The sequence below is a fragment of the Nocardia sp. NBC_01503 genome (assembly GCF_036327755.1).
In the GTDB taxonomy this organism is placed as follows: Bacteria; Actinomycetota; Actinomycetes; order Mycobacteriales; family Mycobacteriaceae; genus Nocardia.
Map to the genome: position 1 here is coordinate 6,106,794 of NZ_CP109596.1, position 20,707 is coordinate 6,127,500.

The 20,707-nt window shown below is 66.5% G+C and carries 20 protein-coding genes and 1 pseudogene; 13 read left to right on the top strand and 8 right to left on the bottom strand.

The window, feature by feature from the left end:
- The first annotated feature begins 46 nt into the window (after positions 1-46).
- Positions 47-862 (top strand): alpha/beta fold hydrolase, encoded by an 816-nt coding sequence (locus OHB26_RS27800; RefSeq protein ID WP_330180205.1) that lies wholly within the window; start codon positions 47-49, stop codon positions 860-862.
- Here the strand turns inward: OHB26_RS27800 and OHB26_RS27805 are convergent.
- A complete protein-coding gene (locus OHB26_RS27805; RefSeq protein WP_330180206.1) occupies positions 831-1,670 on the bottom strand; it encodes a helix-turn-helix domain-containing protein in 840 nt (279 codons plus the stop codon). The genes OHB26_RS27800 and OHB26_RS27805 overlap by 32 nt on opposite strands.
- Before the next feature lie 218 nt (positions 1,671-1,888).
- Here OHB26_RS27805 and OHB26_RS27810 point away from each other — a divergent pair, with 218 nt between their 5' ends.
- From OHB26_RS27810 to OHB26_RS27820, 3 genes are all read left to right on the top strand, one after another.
- On the top strand, positions 1,889-2,659 hold the full coding sequence (locus OHB26_RS27810; protein WP_442942726.1) for a DUF6907 domain-containing protein: 771 nt from the start codon (positions 1,889-1,891) through the stop codon (positions 2,657-2,659).
- A gap of 64 nt (positions 2,660-2,723) precedes the next feature.
- Entirely contained in the window at positions 2,724-3,035 is a 312-nt protein-coding gene (locus OHB26_RS27815; RefSeq protein WP_330180208.1) for a hypothetical protein, read from the top strand.
- A gap of 81 nt (positions 3,036-3,116) precedes the next feature.
- On the top strand, positions 3,117-4,715 hold the full coding sequence (locus OHB26_RS27820; RefSeq protein ID WP_330180209.1) for an FMN-binding glutamate synthase family protein: 1,599 nt from the start codon (positions 3,117-3,119) through the stop codon (positions 4,713-4,715).
- Positions 4,716-4,743: 28 nt separating this feature from the next.
- Here OHB26_RS27820 and OHB26_RS27825 read toward each other — a convergent pair whose 3' ends face one another.
- Positions 4,744-4,965 (bottom strand): hypothetical protein, encoded by a 222-nt coding sequence (locus tag OHB26_RS27825; RefSeq protein WP_330180210.1) that lies wholly within the window; start codon positions 4,963-4,965, stop codon positions 4,744-4,746.
- 27 nt (positions 4,966-4,992) lie between these two features.
- On the opposite strand from OHB26_RS27825, the gene OHB26_RS27830 reads away from it, so the two are divergent.
- Both OHB26_RS27830 and OHB26_RS27835 read left to right on the top strand, forming a co-directional pair.
- Entirely contained in the window at positions 4,993-5,139 is a 147-nt protein-coding gene (locus OHB26_RS27830) for a hypothetical protein (RefSeq protein WP_330180211.1), read from the top strand.
- A gap of 109 nt (positions 5,140-5,248) precedes the next feature.
- Positions 5,249-5,548, top strand: coding sequence for a hypothetical protein (locus tag OHB26_RS27835; RefSeq protein WP_330180212.1), 300 nt, complete (start codon positions 5,249-5,251; stop codon positions 5,546-5,548).
- Between the two features lie 42 nt (positions 5,549-5,590).
- Here OHB26_RS27835 and OHB26_RS27840 read toward each other — a convergent pair whose 3' ends face one another.
- Positions 5,591-5,938 carry a GNAT family N-acetyltransferase gene (locus tag OHB26_RS27840; RefSeq protein WP_330180213.1) on the bottom strand — a complete coding sequence of 116 codons (348 nt, stop codon included), beginning with the start codon at positions 5,936-5,938 and terminating at the stop codon, positions 5,591-5,593.
- A 44-nt stretch (positions 5,939-5,982) separates the two neighbouring features.
- Here OHB26_RS27840 and OHB26_RS27845 point away from each other — a divergent pair, with 44 nt between their 5' ends.
- Positions 5,983-7,539 carry a hypothetical protein gene (locus OHB26_RS27845; RefSeq protein ID WP_330180214.1) on the top strand — a complete coding sequence of 519 codons (1,557 nt, stop codon included), beginning with the start codon at positions 5,983-5,985 and terminating at the stop codon, positions 7,537-7,539.
- Between the two features lie 153 nt (positions 7,540-7,692).
- On the opposite strand, the gene OHB26_RS27850 is transcribed toward OHB26_RS27845, so the two are convergent.
- The 4 genes from OHB26_RS27850 to OHB26_RS27865 form a co-directional block, all read right to left on the bottom strand.
- Positions 7,693-8,916, bottom strand: a complete 1,224-nt coding sequence (locus OHB26_RS27850) for a molybdopterin-binding protein (protein ID WP_330180215.1) — start codon at positions 8,914-8,916, stop codon at positions 7,693-7,695.
- A gap of 146 nt (positions 8,917-9,062) precedes the next feature.
- A complete protein-coding gene (locus OHB26_RS27855) occupies positions 9,063-10,535 on the bottom strand; it encodes a MutS-related protein (protein ID WP_330180216.1) in 1,473 nt (490 codons plus the stop codon).
- Positions 10,532-12,046 carry a MutS-related protein gene (locus tag OHB26_RS27860; protein WP_330180217.1) on the bottom strand — a complete coding sequence of 505 codons (1,515 nt, stop codon included), beginning with the start codon at positions 12,044-12,046 and terminating at the stop codon, positions 10,532-10,534. The genes OHB26_RS27855 and OHB26_RS27860 overlap by 4 nt, the downstream gene beginning before the upstream one ends.
- Positions 12,047-12,068: 22 nt before the next feature.
- Positions 12,069-12,239, bottom strand: coding sequence for a hypothetical protein (locus OHB26_RS27865; protein WP_330180218.1), 171 nt, complete (start codon positions 12,237-12,239; stop codon positions 12,069-12,071).
- A 376-nt stretch (positions 12,240-12,615) separates the two neighbouring features.
- On the opposite strand from OHB26_RS27865, the gene aspS reads away from it, so the two are divergent.
- The 6 genes and pseudogenes from aspS to OHB26_RS27895 all read left to right on the top strand — a co-directional run bounded on the left by aspS (position 12,616) and on the right by OHB26_RS27895 (position 19,514).
- Positions 12,616-13,914, top strand: coding sequence for an aspartate--tRNA(Asn) ligase (gene aspS, locus OHB26_RS27870; protein ID WP_330180219.1), 1,299 nt, complete (start codon positions 12,616-12,618; stop codon positions 13,912-13,914).
- A 217-nt stretch (positions 13,915-14,131) separates the two neighbouring features.
- On the top strand, positions 14,132-15,565 hold the full coding sequence (locus OHB26_RS27875) for a sensor histidine kinase (RefSeq protein ID WP_442943049.1): 1,434 nt from the start codon (positions 14,132-14,134) through the stop codon (positions 15,563-15,565).
- Between the two features lie 98 nt (positions 15,566-15,663).
- A complete protein-coding gene (locus OHB26_RS27880; protein WP_330180221.1) occupies positions 15,664-16,494 on the top strand; it encodes an RNA polymerase sigma factor SigF in 831 nt (276 codons plus the stop codon).
- A 149-nt stretch (positions 16,495-16,643) separates the two neighbouring features.
- A pseudogene (locus tag OHB26_RS27885) lies at positions 16,644-17,354 on the top strand (M23 family metallopeptidase); the annotation flags it as partial.
- 85 nt (positions 17,355-17,439) lie between these two features.
- Positions 17,440-18,156, top strand: a complete 717-nt coding sequence (locus OHB26_RS27890; RefSeq protein WP_330180222.1) for a TetR/AcrR family transcriptional regulator C-terminal domain-containing protein — start codon at positions 17,440-17,442, stop codon at positions 18,154-18,156.
- 140 nt (positions 18,157-18,296) lie between these two features.
- Complete coding sequence (locus OHB26_RS27895) at positions 18,297-19,514, top strand: fatty acid desaturase family protein (protein ID WP_330180223.1); 1,218 nt, start codon at positions 18,297-18,299, stop codon at positions 19,512-19,514.
- On the opposite strand, the gene OHB26_RS27900 is transcribed toward OHB26_RS27895, so the two are convergent.
- A complete protein-coding gene (locus OHB26_RS27900) occupies positions 19,470-20,657 on the bottom strand; it encodes a cation:proton antiporter (protein WP_330180224.1) in 1,188 nt (395 codons plus the stop codon). The two genes, OHB26_RS27895 and OHB26_RS27900, sit on opposite strands and share 45 nt — an antisense overlap.
- Between the last annotated feature and the right edge of the window lie 50 nt (positions 20,658-20,707).

The following is a 20,707-nucleotide window of genomic DNA, read 5'->3' on the forward strand; positions in this document are numbered from 1 at the left end:
GTGATGCAGGCGCGACATCGGCGCAGCACACAGATACGCTACGGCCATGCCGTACGTAAGTACCGAGGGTGCCCGTATCTTCTACACCGACTCCGGTGGCCAGGATCTGCCGACCGTGGTGCTGGGCCACGGATTCTTCATGGATCTGTCCATGTTCTCTCCGCAGGTCGAATACCTGGAATCGCGTGGATTCCGGGTGCTGTGCTGGGATGCGCGCGGTCACGGGGCCACCGTCTCGGAGCCCGACCAGCCGTTCACCTACTGGGATTCGGCGCGCGATATGTTCGCCGTCATGGATGCCGCGGGCGTGCGGAATGCCGTACTGGGAGGTATGTCACAGGGCGGGTACGCGGTACTGCGCGCCGCACTGCTGGCGCCCGAACGGACCGACGCCCTGCTGCTGTTCGATACCGAAGCCAGCGACTCACCCGAGGAGCAGCGCGCGGAGTACCGCGGCCTCTTCGCCGCCTGGACCAATCCCGATGTCCCGCTGGGCGAGCTCTCCGAGGGCCTGGCCGCCCAGTTGATCGGCGGCACCGTGGTCGATCAGGCGCCGTGGCGCTACAAGTGGGCCGCCAGCGACCGCACCGCCATCCGCGGCGCCGCGCGGACCCTCATCGAACGCGAGTCCCTGGTGCACCGGCTCGGCGAGATCACCTGTCCCGCACTGGTTCTGCGCGGTGAACACGATGGCTCCAGCACGGCGGAGAAATCCGCGCAGCTCGCCGCCGGACTGCCGGGTGCGGACGATGTGGTGACGATCGCCGGAGCCGGGCACGCCGCCAACTGGACCTCGCCCGAACCGGTCAATGAAGCGCTCGGCGCCTTCCTCATTCGGCTAGCAAGCTCGCCGGTCCGTTGAACGGCTGCCGGATGCCGATGAACCACTGGAACGGTGCGTCGACACCCGGCACATCGGTGATCCTGACCCGCACGCTGTAGGGATCGTGCGTGTCGGGATCGCGCAGATGCATATGCGGCTGATGCCGCTCGAAATCCACGCGTTCGGCCAGATACATGGCGCGGAACTCATCGCAGGAGCTGAGCTGTGCGAGCAGCTCCATCGCCCATTCGGGATCCTGGTAGCGACCCATATGCCAGCGGAACCAGTTCACCGTGAGCCGGGCCTCGTCCTCCCATTCGATCATCACCCGGCGGGACTCGGGCACCAGGAAGAACCACACCAGGATATTGACCACTTCCAGCAACCGCGGATATGCGCGATCGTAGGTCTCATTGACCCACAGCACATTCCAGCGCTCGTCGATATAACCGGACAGGTGCGGCATCAGGTCGTTGGCGGCATCGCGCAGGTCGTCGGTGATGAGGGTGAGCATCTCGGCCACCGGCATCGGATCGTGGGTGCGCGGTCCGGGCGTCTTGGGTGCGGCGAGATTGTGCATATGCTGCCGCTCGGCGGGGGTGAGCTCCAGGGCGCGGGCCAGCGCGTCCACGACTTCGGGGCTGGGCGACACCTTTTCGCGCTGTTCGATCTGGGCGATATAGCTGGCACTGACATCGCATCGCGCGGCCAGGGCGGGGCGGCTGAGGCCGCGCGGATGATCGGGTGGTCGCGGGCTGGTGCGGTGGGTTCGGACGAAGTCGGCAAGATTGGGGGCCAGCAGCTGGTCGGCCATGAATCCCCCCGGCGCGGTGTGGCCAGCATTCACTGCCGGAACGATACCCGGTGGACGCCTCGTCGTCCGAGTGACCGTCTGTTCCGGTTCATGAGGATTGCCCCGGAAGTTCGGATGTCGTTCGCCACGGCGGGGAGAACCTCTGGCCAGAGGTACCTCTTATCAGGGTGCCCACGACACCTTTACCGTCGCGATCCCGCGTGTTGTGATTGCGGGCGGCTCCGATGGCATCCCTCGGGGTCTGCAGGGCGATGGGCAATTGCACTGTGGTACAGCACATTTCGTATGTGCCCGGCATTGCGTCCATATCTTGCGCCCCGCCCAGCGGCGTGCGGGGATCCCGGCGCGAGGGCTGCGCGAAGGGGGCGCAGTCCTCGCGAACGGGGCATACTGCGACCGACCCGGGGGCTGAAATGACCATCGTCCTACCCTGTCCGGCCTGGTGCGTCGAGCATGAGGAGCCGGACCCGTTCGACCCCTGCGATGGCGGTCGCCACTGCGGTCAGGAGACCTCGGTACTGGTCGGGCCGCAGCCGCATCCGGTATTGCCCACCGTCTTCGTGCAGCTCAACGCGCACGACTGCGATGGTCATCGGCACAGCTGGATCGATCTGGTGGCGCCCACCCGCGCGCACGCCGAGCTCTCCATTCCGCAGGCCCGCCGTACCGCCGAGACGTTGATAGCCATTGCGGATCTGTGGGATTCGCGTGTGGTGCCGGACGCGCTGCTGGAGCCGCAGCGGTGCCCGCCCTGGTGCGTTCAGCATGACGATGTCGATGATCAGGATCCACTCGTCGGCCTCTGGCATTACGGCCGGGCGGCCACCATCCCGGTCGCGGGCCCGCATCGCTGGAATGCCGAGCTCCGAATTCGCCTCTGCGCCAGGGACACCCGTTTCGGCCGCGATATCGTCATCGCTCTGACGGTGCAGGATGACGAACCCACCGAACTGCGGGCGCCCGAAGCGCGACAGATCGCCGCGGCGCTGCTCAATGCCGGTGATGAAGTCCAGCCCGACTGAACCGGTGGTCATTCCTCCGGTTATCGTCGAGGTGTTCGTACAGCACTGACATGGAGGTAGTCATATGGCTCGGATTCCCGCGGTACCAACGTCGTTGCTCGCGGCAGGCAGCTTGGTCGGCGGCTTCGCGCTGGCGCAGACCACCAAGAAGCGCCAGCTCGGCGGTGTGGTCTTCGCGGCGGGCACCGCGGCCGCGATTCCGCGGTGGCGCAAGACGATCGGCACGGGCGGCGCTGCCGCGCTGACCGGTCTGTCGATCGGCGCGATGGGCGCCTCGCATCCACTGGCCAAGAAGATCGGCGCTTGGCCGTCGGTCGCGGTGGTGTCCAGCGCCGTGGCGCTGACCGCCTGGGCCGCGGTGGACCGCCGGGCCTGACCGGCGGGTGCGCGCTCGGGAACGCGATCGGATCGCTAGGCTGCGGACGTACGCTGCGGCCCACAGATCCAAGGACGGCTGATGCTCCGGTTTTTCGTGATCGCGTTCCTGTCCACCGCTGTCATCGCGGTCGGTGTGGCCGCGGCCATCGGCTCCTGGGCTTGGTACGCCCTGCTGGTGATTCTGGTGCTGCTGCTCGTGGTCGGCGTGTACGACATCGTGCAGAAGCGCCATTCGGTCCTGCGGAACTATCCGGTGCTCGGGCATATGCGCTATCTGCTGGAGAGCCTGCGCCCGGAGTTGCAGCAGTATTTCATCGAGCGCAATTACGACGGGCGCCCCTACGATCGCGATACGCGCACCATGATCTATGAGCGCGCCAAGGGGATTCACGGCGAACTCTCCTTCGGCACCGAACGCGATGTCGAGGAGGTCGGCTACGAATATCTGGTGCACTCCATCGCCCCGATACCCGAGCCGCAGCAGCCGCCGCGCGTCATGATCGGCGGCCCCGATTGCGAGCAGCCGTATTCGATGGCGCTGCTGAATGTTTCGGCCATGAGCTTCGGTGCTCTCTCGGCGAATGCGCTGCGGGCGCTGAATCGTGGTGCGGCACTGGGTGGTTTCGCTCATGACACCGGTGAGGGCGGTATCACCCCCTATCACCTCGAGGGTGGCGGTGACCTGATCTGGGAGATCGGCTCCGGCTACTTCGGAACCCGCACCGCCGATGGGCATTTCGATCCCGACCGCTTCGCCGAACAGGTCGCGCACCAGCAGATCAAGGCGGTGTCGATCAAACTGAGTCAGGGGGCCAAGCCCGGTCTGGGCGGTGTGCTGCCCGCGGCGAAGGTGAGCCCCGAGATCGCCGAATTCCGCGGCGTTCCCGTGCACGAGAAATGCGTCAGCCCCGCCGCGCACTCGGCGTTCACGACCCCGCGCGAGTTGATCCGCTTCGTCGCGCGGCTGCGGGAACTCTCCGGTGGCAAGCCCATCGGCTTCAAACTCTGCGTCGGCTCCCGCGTCGAGGTGCTCGCACTGTGCAAAGCCATGCACGCCGAGCACGTCACCCCGGATTTCATCATTGTCGATGGAGCCGAAGGCGGTACGGCCGCAGCGCCTTTGGAGTACGAGGACCATGTCGGCCTGCCGCTCACCGACGGTCTGATGATCGTGCACAACGCGCTGGTCGGCGCGGGCCTGCGCGACCGGATCAAGCTCGGTGCGAGCGGTAAGGTCGCGGTCGGCAACGATATCGTCAAACGACTCATCCAGGGCGCGGATTTCACCCTGGCCGCACGCGCGATGATGATGGCCATCGGCTGTATTCAGGCCCAGCGCTGCCATACCAACGAATGCCCGGTGGGTGTGGCCACCCAGGATCCGCGCCGAGCCCGTGCCCTGGATGTCGCGGACAAGACCCAGCGGGTCTATCGCTATCACCAGGCCACCACCGAGCAGGCGGCGCAGATCCTGGCCTCGCTCGGGGTCTCCGATATCTCGCAGCTTTCACCCCATCTGCTCCGCAAACGCGTATCGACCACCGAACAGCGTTCCTATGCCGAGCTTTACGAATGGCTCACCCCGCATCAACTGTTCAACGAAACCCCGGATTCCTGGGTGCCGGACTGGGTCGCCGCCGACCCGGATACCTTCCGTCCGCAGTTCGCCGCGCGCTGATCGGCTGTGCGGTAAGGGTTCTCGCCGATCAGTCCCGGCTCTCGACGGACTGTTGCCGATGCTGCCAGCCCTGGTACGCGTCCAGCGCCGATTTCAGATGCTTATCCGAATGGGTCGACTCGAGCTGGGGGAACAGCGCGTCCAAGGTGGTCCCACAGTGCCCGACCAATCCGAGATCCACGCCCGTGCGCCGCCCGATATGCTCCTGCCGCGCATCGAGTCGAATGACGGTCTTGCCGTTGGGTACCAATCGCTGTAGGGAAAGTCGGTGCCCGCCATGAAGAGCACATCGCAATCCTCCAGTGCCGTACGGGCGGCCGGATTTCCGATCAGCGCGTCACCCACCCAGACCCGGGTGACCCCTTCGTCCGCGAGCGCGGTGACGATCATTTCGGCAATGGTGGTGGTCATACCGCAGCTCTAACCACTTTCCGCGAGATCGAACACCGCGCAGCGGGTGTGAGCCACGCGGGCACGGGTACGCGCCGCATGAGAGGCAATCGTGTTCCGAGAGTGGATGGAGGAGACGCGTAATGGCCGATCAACCCAAGGAAGATATGGTCACGCCACCGCCGCGTCGTGCGCGCGCTGTCCGTAGTCATGCCGGGGAGGGCATCGAGGATGCCAAGAACCTGCCCGGCATGGTGATGATCGCGCTGGCCATGGTGTCGACGGGTCTGGCGCTGACCGCCGCGGGCTACGGATTCGCGGAGCGGGCCATGGTCTCGGGCATTGTCGCCGCCGTGCTCTACCTGGCCGGGGGCGTGTGGCTCGCCGTCGAATACCGTCGCACCCATGACCGTCGCGGTCCCCGGCGCCGGCAGGGACATTGACCCGCGCATGCGGTGTCGCAGGTGCCGCGCCGGGATCGGCGGCTAGTTCAGGGCGGCGTCGAGGACCTTCATGACCTCCGGGGTGACCGGATCGAGGATGTCGTCGAAGTCGTGATGCTTCTGGACGTAGGCGGCGACGAACGGGCATACCGGGACCACACGCCTGCCCTGGTTGCGGGTATCGGTGAGGGCGGCGGGGATGAGGCGGCTGGCGAGGCCGCGTCCGCCGAACTCCGCACCGATCTCGGTGTGATAGAAGATCCGCTGGTTGCCGTGGTCGACGTAGGCGGTCAGACCGGCCTGCACGCCGTCGACGCTGATGGCATATCGGTTGTCCGCGTTGGAGATCGCAATGTCGGCCTGACCCTGGTTGTCATCGGTAGCGCTCACTGAATCCTCCTGATCGGTTGATCTACAACGATCTCATGCGGCCCGTGAGCGCCGTGTCGGGGCACGCGCTCGCTCATGTCATTCTGAGTCGCATGGAGTCGGATTTCGACCGGTCACGGACCCTCGCGTTGCTCGCTCAGGTCGAAGCCGCGGATACCGCCGAGACCGAATGTGCGGCGGCGTTCACCGGATTGGCCGGGCTCGAGGACTACCGGACGATCGCACCGCTGACCGCCATCGTCCTCGATACCGGCCGGCCCGCCTGGATTCGCAGCGAGGCTTCGGAGGTCGTTGCCGGATACGACGACACCACAACCCCCGAGATCCGCCGAACCTGGTGGGGGAGCGGCGATCCGGTGTTGATGCGGCACGCGCTGCGACTCATGGAGCGCGGCGAGGCCGATATTGTGATTCCGGTAGCGGCCGATGACGACCACCCATGGCAGGCGACCGCACTGCGCAGCATGAGCTTCGGGTTCGGGGAGGCCGAGTTCATGCCCGTACCGGTCCGGGCGCTGAACCACCCTGATCGTGAAATACGCAGGGTCGCAGCGGATATGCTGCTGTGGGAGGAACCGATCGCCGCGGCGGAGGGCCTGTTGGAGGCCGCCCGGGACCGCTCACCGGAGCTCGCCGTGACGGCTCTTGACACCCTGCGCTACTACCCCACCCGCCGCGTATTGCGGGCCGTGGCCGAGCTGTGCGACAGCGAGGACGCCGAGGTACGCGCGGCCGCGATCCGGGGCTTCGAGGACCTGCGCGAACAGTTCGAATCCATGCTGCACGTGGCGGACCCGAAAGAGGCTGGGCTGCTTCAGGATTGGGCTCGCCCGATCACCGACCTACTCCGCCCGCAATCGGAGCCCGCCCGGACATACACTCCTTCGCGACCGTTCTCGCCACCCGAGCGGCCCGCGGGCACCGTGCTCTCCGAGCAGGACCTTCGGGCCATTCTCGAGAACCCCGATCAGGACTGGTACGTCATGGAAACCACGCTGCGCCGAATCGAGTGGCTCGCCTTCGATTCCGCCGCACGTGTGCGCCTGACCTCCCGGCTGCTGTCCCATCCCGATCCCCTCATCCGTGAGATCTGCTGTGCCGCCTTCGCCGACTGGTCCGACAGCACGACGCTGCTGACCTTGACCGGCGACATCAGCTCCACCGTGCGCAAATCCGCCATATACTCGCTGATCCGGCTCCCGCCGCAACCCGAAATCGCCGCTCGGGCTTGGGAATACCTCGCGACCGCGACGGGAACCACCGGCTATGAGGCGCTGCGCACCTACGTGGCGCATGCCCCGCGGGGTGAGGCGATCGACCGGCTTATCGATCTGGCCCGCACCGACCGCCGTGAGATCATTCGGCACTACGCTATTTCGGGGCTCGGAGACCTGCGGGCCACCAGGGCAATCGAAGAGCTCGCCCCGCTGCTGCACGAACAGCCTGGCGTCACTTGGGCCGTCCACACCGCCCTGTTGGACGAATTCACCAAGCTCGGTATCGCCCGGACCCCGCCCGCCTACCTCGCGACCGTCGATGATCTGCATCTCGCCCGCGCGGTCGCCCAGCATGCTGGTCACGCGGATCGATCGGCGAAATAGTATCCCGATCGAACGGCGAGCCTGACGGCCGAGACCGGTGTCGCCGCATTCAGAGTCGCCTTCGATTACCGGGTGCTCGATACCGAACAGGATCTGGCGCGGATACTCGAGTACACCCTCGACGAGCTGAAACTGCGTGCCGCCGAGCGCTGATCAGCGTGGGAGGGGGATGAGTTCGGTCAGCGTCCCCCGGCTGGCGGATGGGGGGATCAGGGCCAGCGCCTGGGCTCCGATGAGATCGGCGAGGTGCGGGGTGCCGATGGCGGTATGGGTTCGCCAGACGCCGCCTGGGATCTGGCGGGCCGGGATGATGCGGGTGATGTTCGGCTCGGGAGTGGGGGTGGTGGCGAGGCGGCCCCAATATTGCCCGCATTGTGGGCGGACGGTGAGCGTGTCGACCAACGCTCGACCGGTGGTGAGCAGGGCCGCTACGGCGGCGAACGGGTTGCCGGGCAGGGCCAGCAGGGTGCGGCCGTCGGGGAGCCGGGCGACGATCTGGGAGCCGCCGGGGCGGAGCCGGACGCCGTCGATCAGGATGTGCGCGCCGAGTTCACGCAGCACCGGGCGCAGATGGTCGGCCGCACCGCGACCGGTCGCGCCCACGGTGATGACCAGTTCGGAGTCGGTGGGCAGGTCGAACCAGGCGCGCAGCAGGGTGTGGTCGTCGGGGAGCCGCCAGAGTTTGCGGAATTGGATATCGCAGGCGCGCAGGTACTCCGGGAGGATCGGGCCGATCGAATCGCGGGATTGACCGGGGGCCAGATCGCCCGCGCTGCGGATCTCGTCGCCGGTCATCACCAGGTCGGCGCGCAGGGGGCCGCGCACCGCCGCGATCGGCGCCTCGGCGCTCAGGGCCGCCGAGGCCACCGCGGCATCGACCCGAGCGCCCTCGGTGGCGAGTTCTGTTCCGGTGAGCCAATATTCACCGAGCAGTCGGGTGTCATCGCGCAGTGGTGTGCCCGGTATCCGCTGCAGTGTCCAGCATCCGGCGATCCGCTCGGTATGCACATGTTCATCGCGCAGTACCGTGGTGGTGCCCGCCGGAGTCGGTGCGCCCGTGGCGATTCGCACCGCCTCACCCTCGGACAGTGATCCCGGCGAGCGCGCACCGGCGGTGCGTATCTCATTGCGCAACAGCCAATTCGGACCGCTGCCGCTGACCGCGAAACCGTCCATGGCCGCGGTATCCGCCCGGGGCAGTGCCGATATCGCGGTGAGTGGCTCGGCCAGTGTCGCCCCGATGGCCTCGGCGAGAGGCGCTCGCCGCGCCGGGACCGGTGTCAACCACGCACCGAGTACCTCGGCGATCTCCGCGACCGGCACCCGCAGCCCGGGACCGGTTGCCGGGTCCGCGATTCGGCTCTGTGCTGGGCTCACGGGTCATGTCCTCCCTCGGCGGACGGGTATCGGCATGACCCGGCCTATTACCGAAGGAATCCTCATCCGCCGAGATTTCCAGGTGCTTTCTCGGCAATTGCCGACCCATTGCGACCTGCTCACTCAGCTGAGCACGCGGCTGTGCGTCAACGGTCGCCGAAGATACGCCGGAAGATGTCCTGGCCGTGGCTGGTCGGCTCGGGTGCGCCGGTGGTGAGCCGGTAGGTGCGGCGACCGTCGGTGGCGCGTTGGGCGCGCAGGAACAGGTCCGTGGGGTGGGCGGCCAGGTGGCGTCGGTGCGCGAACTCGTAAAGGTGCGTGACCAGAACGACTTTGATGCCGGAGTCGAGCAGTGCCGAGATGATGGGATCGGCGATGGCGGCGGCATCGCGGTCATTGGTCGAGGCGAAGGGTTCGTTGCAGAGCAGCATTGCCGGGCCGTTCGCCCGATCGGTGATCTCGCGCATACGGGCAAGTTCCTCGTCGAGACGCCCGTGGGTCATGGTCGGGTCCTCGGCGCGGACGAAGTGGGTGAACAGACCGGTGCGGACATCGGCGGTGAAAGCCTGTGCGGTGACGAATATTCCGGCCTGCATCAGCAACTGTGCGGTTCCGACTCCGCGCAGGAAGGTGGATTTGCCACCGCTATTGGCGCCGGTGACCACCAGCAGGGTGGTGTCTATCGCCTCGATGTCATTGCCGACGACCTCGGCGGCGGTCAGCGATAGCCCGATATCGCGCAAATCGGTTGCGCGCAAGAGATTCTCGCCCGCCCCGACCGGTATCGGGAAGCAGATGGGTGCCCCTGCCGCCGTCAACCTCCGATGCAGCTGTACGCAGCCGAGATAGAACGCCAGCTCGGTGCGCAGTTGCCGGAAGAAGTCCTGCACATTGTCGGTGACGCGGGAGACGACCTCGGCGACCACATCCAGGGGCGGTTCGATGACCGCGCGCAGCGGATCGCCGTCATGGAATTCGAAATTCTCGAAGGCCTCGAAGCTGACGCCGGAGCGCCTGCCGAAGAGTGAGCGTTTGGAGGCGGCGGGTGGTTCGTGCAGCACGATGCGATCGGCCTTGTTCCCGGTACCGAGCCCAGCGCTGAAATGCATACCGTGCTCGAAATACAGTGCGGCCACATGCTGTTCGAGCAGGTCGAGATAGCCGTCCTCGAGCTGATCGGCGAGCGCTCGGCGCAGCCGGTCCAATCCTTCGGACCGGCAGGAGTCGGCGTACTTGTCGAAGTTCTGCCGCAATTGCCGCAGCAATCCGACCAGTGCCTGGAGCGGCTGTAATGCGAGCCCGAGTCTGCCGCGGGGTTCGCGACCGCGCCCGGAGGTCCAGCGCCGCACCGCGGTCGCCTCGGTGGCGACGGCGTAGAGGGCGCGCAGCATGGCCGGATCGGCGCAACAGTCCGCGAGCACGCCCTGTCGGTGCCGAATCACCTCGAGATCGGTCAGGCTCAGGGGTACAACGGTTTTCATGACGGTGGCGATGAAATCATCACCGTCCGTCATTGCCGCGTACAGGTCGTCGAGCCCGAGGTCCGCGGTGACCGCGTCGTCGACGCGCACCCCGCGCACCTCGCGGCCGGCCGGTTGCAGCAGTCCGATCGGGATCATCGCAGCCTCGCGCGAATCTCGTGGTAGGTCAGTCCATGGCGCTGGGCGAGCGCCGTGGCGTAGGCGAGCCCATCGGGTGCGCGCCGCTCCAGACGGAAGGTCCGCACCGGATCATCCGCGGTCTCGACCCCGGCGACCATACTCACCACCTCCGGGCGAAGCGTGGCGAGCTCCTCGAGGAAGGTCACGTACACCGCCATCGCGCCGCGCTCGACAATCCGCCGGATCACCTCGCCGCCGATCGTCGCCGCATCGGAAGCGGTTGTGGTGCTGAAGCTTTCATTCAGCACCAGGACGCTCCGGTCGGTGAGCAGCTCCAGTATGTCGTGCATACGCCCCAGCTCCTGGGCCAGCGCACCGTGCGGGTCGTCGATTTCGTCCTCGCGCACGAAATGCGTGAACACCCTGTCCGGCAGCATTATTCGCGCACCGGTCCCCGGTACCGGGCACCCGAGCGCGGCCAGATACGCCGTCTGCCCGACCATTCGGGCGAAGGTGCTCTTACCGCCCTGATTCGGCCCGGTCACGGTAATCACGCGCTCGGTGCCGTCGAGCCGGAAATCATTGCGTACCGCGACCTTCCGCTGTTCGGCGAGCTCGAGGCCGAGTGCGGCATCGAAGCCGCCCTCCACCGCTATACCGTCGAACTCCGCGGTGACCTCCGGATAGCAGAAGGGCATCCCGCGCGCCCCGAGTCCGTGTGCGAAGCGCAGATAGTCCAGGTAGAAGCGTATTTCGACATCGAAGCGCGCAATCGTGGCATCGATGAAATCGCGGTACCGCCGGGTATGGCGCTCGAGCTGTGCGAAGGGTTTCGGGTACAGCTCCACCACGGCCGCGATGACCTGCTCCTCGACCTCGTTCATATCCGGCCACGGGTCCGCCATGGGCGGGCGAGCGGGGTCCGAATCCGGCCGGAACCGTGCGAACGCCGAGGCGATGATCTCGCTGTAGTCGGCCTGTTCCACGGCGCGGTCGACGGTGAGTTGCCGCCCGGTCACCTGCACCGAGTAGCGCACGGCATCGAGTTCGGCGCGCACGACCTCGACCTCGGCGGTCAGGTCCCCGAACGCGGCGTCATCGACGTATCCGGTCAACCACTCGCGCCATTCCCGCAATCCGGTCGATTGCGGCGAAAGGCGTTGCAGCCCTGCGCTCATCTCCCGGACCGTGCGGCAGTACACCGTCTCGGCATCGAGTTGCCAGCGATCGCGCTGCCGCGGATGGGTCAACCGTCCGGCGCGGTCCATATGTCTGCGAACCGAATGCATTCCATCGGCGAATGCCTCGAATACCGCCCGCAGCGCGTCATTGTCGAGATCGCGAAAGACCTCCTGCCGGAAAATCACGCTCGCGACATCGCGCAGCGGCCGATACTGCACCGCCTCGTGCTCCGCGCCCCCGGTGACCGCGAAGACCTGATCGAGGTTCAAATCCTCGATCACCGCCTGATCGGCGGTCTCGGCCGCGCGCACCGCACCCTGCGGCCACAGCATGCTTGTGAAAACCACCCGCCCCACACTCCTCCCCGGATCAAGCCGGATCGTAGCGGCGGTGCCGACCACCCGTCTCGGGTTCGGGAGCGATTCGCGGTAATTCGGTGGTCTGGTAGATGCTGTCGCGGAGGCGGGAGCAGAACGCGTCGACGCTCCCGTATCTGGAGAGGACCTCGCTCAGCAAATGCTGCGTATTCGTCACTGTCACCGTTGTTTTCGCCACCTCTGATCGCATGTTCTACAGGGCAGTAACCGCACAGCTTGTGGACCGTCGATCACTGTAGTTGCGGCGCTCGAACAGGTGAATGGGCGATCGATGACCAATCGTGCCAACTTCCGGGACCCAATCAGCTGGTCGAGACGGGTCCGGCGCGCGGCCGAACAATTGGATCGCCACGACGGCCGCGGATCTCTACCATCGTCGGCACGGCGCTGACGAGAGTGACGACCTCCGAGCCGATCGGCCGGTCACCGAAGGAAACGACCACCAGAGGCGGCCGGATTCTCGGCCGCGAAGGTGTGGTGGCACCGCGACCTACCCGATCGCCCACACCTCCCGGGGCAACAACCAGGAGGTGAATCAGATGACACGTACCCTTTGCGCGACACTGCCCGCTGTGCGAGCCACGGGGCCGGAGGCCCGGGTGACACTCGAGGGCTGGATCCAGCGGCGCAGGCAACTCGCCACCGTGACCTTCGTCGTGCTGCGCGATCGATCCGGTTCGGCGCAGGTCGTGGTGACCGATCCCGCAGTGCGAGAACAGGTCTCGGGGCTGCCGGAGGAGACGGTGATCCGCGTGATCGGCCGGATCGTCGAGAACGGGGGTGCGCCCGGCGGGGTCGAGATCGTGGACCCGGAGATCTCGGCGTTGAGCGCGCCCGCACAACCGCAACCGGTCGACCTGTGGCGGCCGAGACTCCAGGCCCACCTGCCGACGCTGCTCGATCACGCGGCATTGACCTGGCGGCATCCCACCCGACGTGCGGTGTGGCAGATCGCGGCGGCATCGCTGAGCGGTTTCCGTCGCCACCTCGACGGCATCGGCTTCACCGAGGTGGCCACGCCGAAGATCGTGGACCAGTCGCCGGAATCGGGGGCGAACGTCTTCGAACTCGACTACTTCGGCGTCCCCGCGTATCTCGCGCAATCGCCCCAGCTCTACAAACAGATGCTGACCGGTGTCTTCGAGCGGGTGTACGAGGCCGGGCCGGTATTCCGGGCCGAACCGCATGACACGGCCCGGCATCTGGCCCAATACCTTTCGCTGGATGTGGAGTTCGCGTTCCTCGAGGACCATCGCGACGTGCTCGCGCTGCTCCGGGACACCCTCGCCGCCATGGTGGACCGGGTGCGTGCCGCCGCGCCCGGTGCGGTCGAGATCACCGGCGCGGAGCTGCCCTCGGTGCCCGATCGGATTCCGGTGCTGCATTTCACCGAGGCGGCCGAATTGGCCGGTGCCGCACCGGATGAACCCGATCTGACGCCCGAACATGAACGGCTGCTGGGCATATGGGCGAAGTCGCGGTTCGACTCCGACTTCCTCGCAGTCGAGGGATACCCGGCGGCCAAGCGCCCCTTCTACACGCATCCGCAACCCGACGACCCGCGCTGGACCAACTCCTTCGACCTGCTCTTCCGCGGAATCGAACTCGTCACCGGCGGCCAGCGGCTGCACAACCACGCCGACTACCTGACCGCGCTGACCGCCCGGGGCGAAGATCCCACCCGCTATCGCGCCTACCTCGAGGCCATGAGCCACGGCATGCCACCGCACGGCGGCTTCGCCATCGGCCTGGAGCGCTGGGTGGCACGCCTCGTGGGTGCGGACAACGTTCGGTACGCGACCCTGTTCCCCCGGGACATCCACCGCATGCACCCGTGACCACCTCGCCGGGTATCGGTGCCCCGCTGCGGTATCCGGCGATTCACAGGAAACACCCAGCGCACGTACAGCGGGACCGAGGCTGGCACCGGGAACATCGACCCATGACAGTGTGGGAGCGGGACTCGGGACCGAGGCTGAGTCGGACGTGAACCTGCGAAAGACGCTGGCACGCCGGGCCTCCTCGGTTCCACTGCGAATCGGCCTGGTGGTGGCGATGGTAGCCCTGGCCGCACTGGTGCTGCTCGCCTCTGGAGTGGCCCTGACCTCGGCGCTGTCGCGCTCATTGACCTCACGCACCGATGAACAACTCTATGACGCGGCGCGCAGTTGGGCACAGCCGCGCGCGATGAAGCAGGTGACCACCGAGGACGGCCGCACCGTCTGGGTGCCCACCGACGCGCCGCGCCCGCCACAGCCGATAAAGCTGACCGAACAGCCGCGCCGTTACTACGAATTACGCAAAGGCCCTGATGGGACGGTCTATTCGGAGTTCCTGGCCGGAAACGACCAATCGACGCCCGATCTCTCCGAACAGGCCGGGGACGGACCGGAATCGGTCGGCTCGACCGATGCCTCCATGCCGCGCTGGCGAATCCTGACCATCTCCAATACGTACGGCTCGACCACCGTCGGTATCTCCCTGGCCGAGAACCTGGAGACCATCTCCGGGCTCATCTACTTCGAACTCGCCGTCGGCGCAACGGCTCTGCTGGTGCTCGGCAGCGGCGGCTATCTGGTGGTGCGGCGCAGTCTGCGCCCGCTGCGGCAGGTGGAGGAGACCGCGGCCGCCATCGCGGGCGGTGATCTGCATCGGCGGGTGCCCGTGCGCAATGTCGATACCGAGGTCGATCATCTGGCGCGTTCGCTCAATGAGATGCTGGCGCAGATTCAGCACGGCGTCGCCGCCACCGAGGCGCAGGAGGAGGCCGCGCGGCGCTCCGAGGCCAAGATGCGCCGCTTCATCGCCGATGCCAGTCATGAACTGCGCACCCCGCTGACCACCATCCGCGGCTTCGCCGAGCTGTATCGGCAGGGGGCGAGCGCCGATGCCGCCGGCATCCTGACCCGTATCGAGGGCGAGGCCGCCCGGATGGGTCTGCTGGTGGAGGATCTGCTCATGCTGGCCCGGGTCGACGCCAATCGGCCCTTCGAGCGAAAGCCCGTGGACCTGCTGCTGCTGGCCACCGACGCGGTGCACAACGCCCAGGCCATGGCCGCGCGGCAGCGCTCGGACCCGGATGCGCCGGATCGCCCCATCGAACTCGAAATCCGGCCGGGGGAGGGGACTTTGCAGGTGGTCGGCGATGAGGCCCGGCTGCGCCAAGTGCTGGCGAATCTGCTCGGTAACGCGCTCACCCATACGCCCGCTCCGACGCCGGTCACGGTGCGGCTCACACCCTCTCGTGACGAGGTCCGCGTCGATGTCAGCGACGCGGGGCCCGGTTTGGCCCCCGACGCCGCGCTGCGGGTCTTCGAACGCTTCTATCGCACCGACTCCTCTCGCGCCCGGGCCAGCGGCGGCACCGGGCTGGGTTTGTCGATCGTGCAGGCGCTGGTCGTCGCGCATGGTGGCCGGGTGACGGTCGATACCGCGCCGGGGGCGGGCGCCACCTTCACGGTGCGACTGCCCCGCGAGGCGCCCGCCTGAAATGCCAGGTGAGAGGTCAATTCGAATTGATTACGTTTTGATAACGGCAGAGTGGGTACTCGGGGATAGTCGGATTCGTAGAGAAGTGAGGAAACTTCATGAACGAGGCGATACCGAGTACCGAGGGAAAGCGGACTTCGAGCAGTCCGGGCGACACCTATGACGATATCGAGGTGCGGTTCACGGAGCTGGCGGAACTGGCTCCCGACGATCCGCATCGGGAGACGCTGCGTGCGGAGATCATCGAACTCTGCCTGCCGCTGGCCGAACATATCGCGCGCCGTTTCGGGGGTCGTGGCGAGGAGTTCGACGATTTACACCAAGTGGCTTCGGTGGGATTGGTGCAGGCCGTGGATCGCTTCGATGTGACGCGTGGAAGTTCCTTCCTGTCATTCGCGGTCCCGACGGTAATGGGCGAGGTGAAACGCCATTTCCGCGATAACACCTGGGCCGTGCGCGTTCCGCGCAGCGCCAAGGAGTTGCAACAACGCATCACCGGCGCGGTCGAGGTGCTGGCGCAGCGCCTGGAGCGTATGCCCACCGCTCGCGAAATCGCCGCGGAGCTGGATGTCGAATTGAGTGATGTCACACAGGCATTGATCGCGCGCAATGCCTATCAGACCAGTTCACTCGATATCGCGCGCGGTGAGGACGATTCCGCGGATTCGGCTCTGATCGCCACGCTCGGCGCCGAGGAGCCCTCCTATCGACTGCTGGAGAACGCGCTCGCGGTCGGCCCGCTGCTGCGGGAATTGCCCGCGCGCGAACGGCAAATGCTGGTGTGGCGCTTCTTCGACAATCAAACCCAGTCGCAGATCGGCAAGCGCCTGGGCGTCTCGCAGATGCAGGTTTCGCGCATGCTGTCGCGGACATTGACCACGTTGCGCCAACGGGCCCTCGGGCCAGCGGAATTCGCACGTAGCGCCTGAAACCACCCGGTCCGCCCCGCGATCAGCACACATTCCTGGGAACGATTCACAGTTTCGTTTGTTATCGTCTCGCGGCTGATGCAGGGCAGGGCTAGGTAGGAGGCGCAGTTCTATTGCGGGGCAATACTTCCTGGGAATCGAGTGGCCGCGGTGCACATCGCCGGGAACCGGCGATCAATGTGCTGCGGGGCCGTGCGGTGATCGCCGCGGTGGCGGCGGGTGCGGCGGTCGCCGCCACCCAGGCCGGGCTGCAGGAGGTGCACACCAACCCGCTGAACAGTCCGAATACCGAAGAACTGGCGGCGCTGCAACCCGCGACGCTGGACGGCACCGATGCGCATTTCCCGGAGATCCTCGATGCCACACAGGTGGAGAATCCGGCCGACTTCCAGGACATTCTGCACAACGGTGAGCAGTTCGAGGCCGATATCGCCGCTCGCGCGGCCTCGAAGCTGCGACCGCTGTTCGTGAAGTTCGCCGAGGGCACCTTCACCTCCGGATTCGGTTCCCGCTGGGGCGCCCAGCATTTGGGTGTCGATGTGGCGGCGCCGATCGGCACGCCCATCTACGCGGTCGAGGACGGCAAGGTGATCAGCGCCGGTCCCGCCTCCGGATTCGGTATGTGGGTGCGCCTGCTACATGATGACGGCACCATCACCGTGTACGGACATGTCGATACCGCGACCGTCGATGTGGGGCAGCGGGTGCTGGCCGGCGATCAGATCGCCACGGTCGGCAATCGCGGCTTCTCCACCGGTCCGCACTGTCATTTCGAGGTGTGGCTCAATGGCGCCGACAAGGTCGATCCACTGCCGTGGCTGGCCAGCCGGGGCATCTCGCTGGGTCCCGAACGCGACTGAGCCGATGCGCCCGGCCGATCGCGTCTACGCCGTAGGTCTACACTCGGTTCATCGCGCACGGTGACGAGACCGGAGGGCCTGGCGTATGACCGAAGACCGGGACGGCCGTAAGTCCTCCCGTCCGGCACACCGCCGGAGTGATTCCGACGCGCCGATCACCAGGGCCGTGCTGTTGGACGCCGCGCTGGGGATCGTCGACAGTGATGGCGTCGAAGGGCTCTCCATGCGGCGGCTGGCCGAGGCTGTCAAGCGCGATCCGATGGTGATCTATCGGCATGTGCCGAATAAGGCGGCCGTCCTCGATGGTGTCGCCGAGATCGTCTTCGCGCAGCTGTCGGTGGATGCCTCCGATTCGGACTGGATCGCCCAATTGCGCACGGTGGCACGTGATTTCCGCGGACTCGCGCTGGCGCATCCGCGCGTGGTGCCATTGCTGGTGACCCGTCCGCTGGCCACGCCGCTGGGGCTGCGGCCGCCGGCGGTGGTGCGCCCGTTGGAGGCTGTGCTCGAGTTGCTCACCCGCGCGGGCTTCTCCGGCGCGGACGCGTTGCATGTGTATCGCGCGCTCTTCGGCTTCCTCCACGGGCACATTCTCAATGAGCTGCAGGAGATCGTGGAGCGGCCCGAGGAGACCGATGATGTGCTGCGGCTCGGGTTGTATCGGCTTCCGCTGGAGGAGTTTCCGCTGGTGCGCGAGTTGGCGCCGGTGCTGGCCGACTATGACGGCGCGGCCGAACTCGAGCGTGGTCTGGACATCCTGCTGACCGGACTCGCCGCGAACCTGTCCGGTCCCGCGCACTGAACTTTCCCGGGTGGCCGGGCCACGTCCATCTACATGCCATGTCTACGTTGTAGACAGACGTCGTAAGCCGCGCTAGCCTGGGAATATCGCCAGCTCATGGGTGCACGTGGCGGGCGCTCATGATTTCGAGGACGTGACGTATGGCAATCACACAGGTCGCTGTTTACGCGCATTTGAGCGCGGCGGATATCGAGGCGCTCGGACGGGAGCTCGATGCCCTTCGCGCCGAGATCGAGGAGCGGCGCGGTACCCGGGACGCGAATTACATCCGTCGGACGATCGCGTTCCAGCGGGTGTTGGACGCGTCGGCGCGGGTGGTGATCGCCTTCGGCCGGGGCAAGCTCGGTTGGCTGCTCGGGACCGCCGCGCTGGCAACGGCCAAGAGCATCGAGAACATGGAGATCGGCCACAATGTCTGCCACGGCCAATGGGATTGGATGAACGATCCCGAAATCCATTCCAGCACTTGGGAGTGGGATATGGCCGGGGTTTCGGCGCAGTGGCGGTACTCGCACAACTTCCGGCATCACGTGTACACCAATGTGATCGGCGTCGACGACGATATCGGCTTCGGTGTGATCCGGATGTCCCGTGATCAGCAGTGGCGGCCCCGGCTGCTGTTGCAGCCGCTGCAAAACCTGCTGCTGGCAGCCACTTTCGAATGGGGTATCGCCCTGCACGGGCTGTACTCCGAACAGGATCGCGCCGCCACATCCGCGGAGCGACAGGCGCAGCAGCGACTGCTGATCGGCAAGATCATCCGCCAGACCGGTAAGGACTATGTGCTGTTCCCGGCGCTGAGTGGTCGGCGCTGGCGGCGCACCCTCGCGGCCGCGGTCTCGGCCAACGCGCTGCGCAATCTCTGGGCCTACGTGGTGATCTTCTGCGGTCACTTCCCCGACGGTGCGGAGAAGTTCACCCCCGCCGCGCTGGAGAACGAGACCAAGGCCGAGTGGTATCTACGCCAGATGCTCGGCACCGCCAACTTCGACGCCGGACCGGTGCTGGGCTTCCTCAGTGGTCACCTGTCCCACCAGATCGAACACCATCTCTTCCCGGACCTGCCCAGTAATCGCTATCCCGAAATCGCCAGGCGGGTAAGGGAACTCTGCGACAAGTACGATCTGCCCTATACGACCGGCCCGCTGCCCCGCCAATATCTGCTGACGCTGCGGACCATCAACAAACTCGCCCTGCCGGACAGCTTCCTGACCGCGACCGCGGACGATGCCCCGGAGACCGCCTCCGAACGCAAGTTCGCGGGCGATCCCCAGGCTGCGCCATCCACGGTCCGGCGCGGTCTGCGCACGGCGCTACGTGACCGCGCTCGGCGCGATTCGCTGGTCCGCCCAGCGTAGGGCGGGTTCGATCAGGCGTGCCGCCACCGGTCCGAGTACGGCCATGATCAGGACGTACGTGGTGGCCAGGGCCGCGAATTCCGCGGGTACGGCACCCGCGGTGACCGCGAGACCCGCTATGACAATGGAGAATTCGCCGCGGGCGACCAGTGCCGATCCGGCGCGGGCGCGCCCGTACCGGGAGGCCCCGGCCCGGCCGGCGGCCCACCATCCGGTCGCGATCTTGGTTCCGGCGGTGAGCAGGGCCAGGATCACCGCCCAGCCGAGTACCGGCGGGATGCTGGCCGGATCGGTGCTGAGCCCGAAGAGGACGAAGAACAGCGCGGCGAACAGATCGCGCAGGGGTTCCAGGAGTTTGGCGGCATTGTGCGCGGTGGAGTCGGAGATGGCGATCCCGAGCAGGAACGCGCCGACGGCGGCCGAAACCTGAAGTGCGGAGGCGACTCCGGCGACGAGCAGGGCCGAGCCCAGGAGTTTGAGCAGGAAGATTTCGCGGTCGTCGCTGTCGACGATCTTGGATACGTAATTGCCGAAGCGCAGTGCGACGACCAGCACCACCGTGACCGCGGCCAAGGCGATTCCGACGGTCATGAGCCCGGCGGCGAATCCGGCTCCGGCCAGGATGGCGGTGAGCACGGGCAGGTATCCGGCCATCACCAGATCCTCGAACACCAGAATCGACAGGATGGTCGGTGTTTCCCGGTTACCCAGTCGCCCAAGGTCATTGAGCACTTTGGCGACGATTCCGGAGGAGGAGATATAGGTGACGCCCGCCATGGCGACGGCTCCGGTCGCGCCCCAGCCGAGGATCAGGGCGACCGCGACCCCGGGCAGCGTATTGAGCACCAGGTCCAGCACGCCCGCGGCCCAGGAGCTGCGCAGGCCGGTCACCAATTCGCTTGCGGTGTACTCCAATCCGAGGAGTAGCAAGAGCAGGACCACGCCGATCTCGCTGGCCAGTTCGATGAAATGATCCACATGTTGCAGTTCGATCAGCCCGCTGGTGCCGAAGACCAGCCCGCCGATCAGATACAGCGGAATGGGCGACATTCCTATGCGTGCGGCCAGTCGCCCGAGCAATCCCAATCCGAATAGCACCGCGCCCAGTTGGATCAGGGACAGTGCGGTTTCATGCGCGACCATTCAGCTCAGCCGTCCGTGAGGATTCGGACGCCGCCCGGACCGTCGGTCCT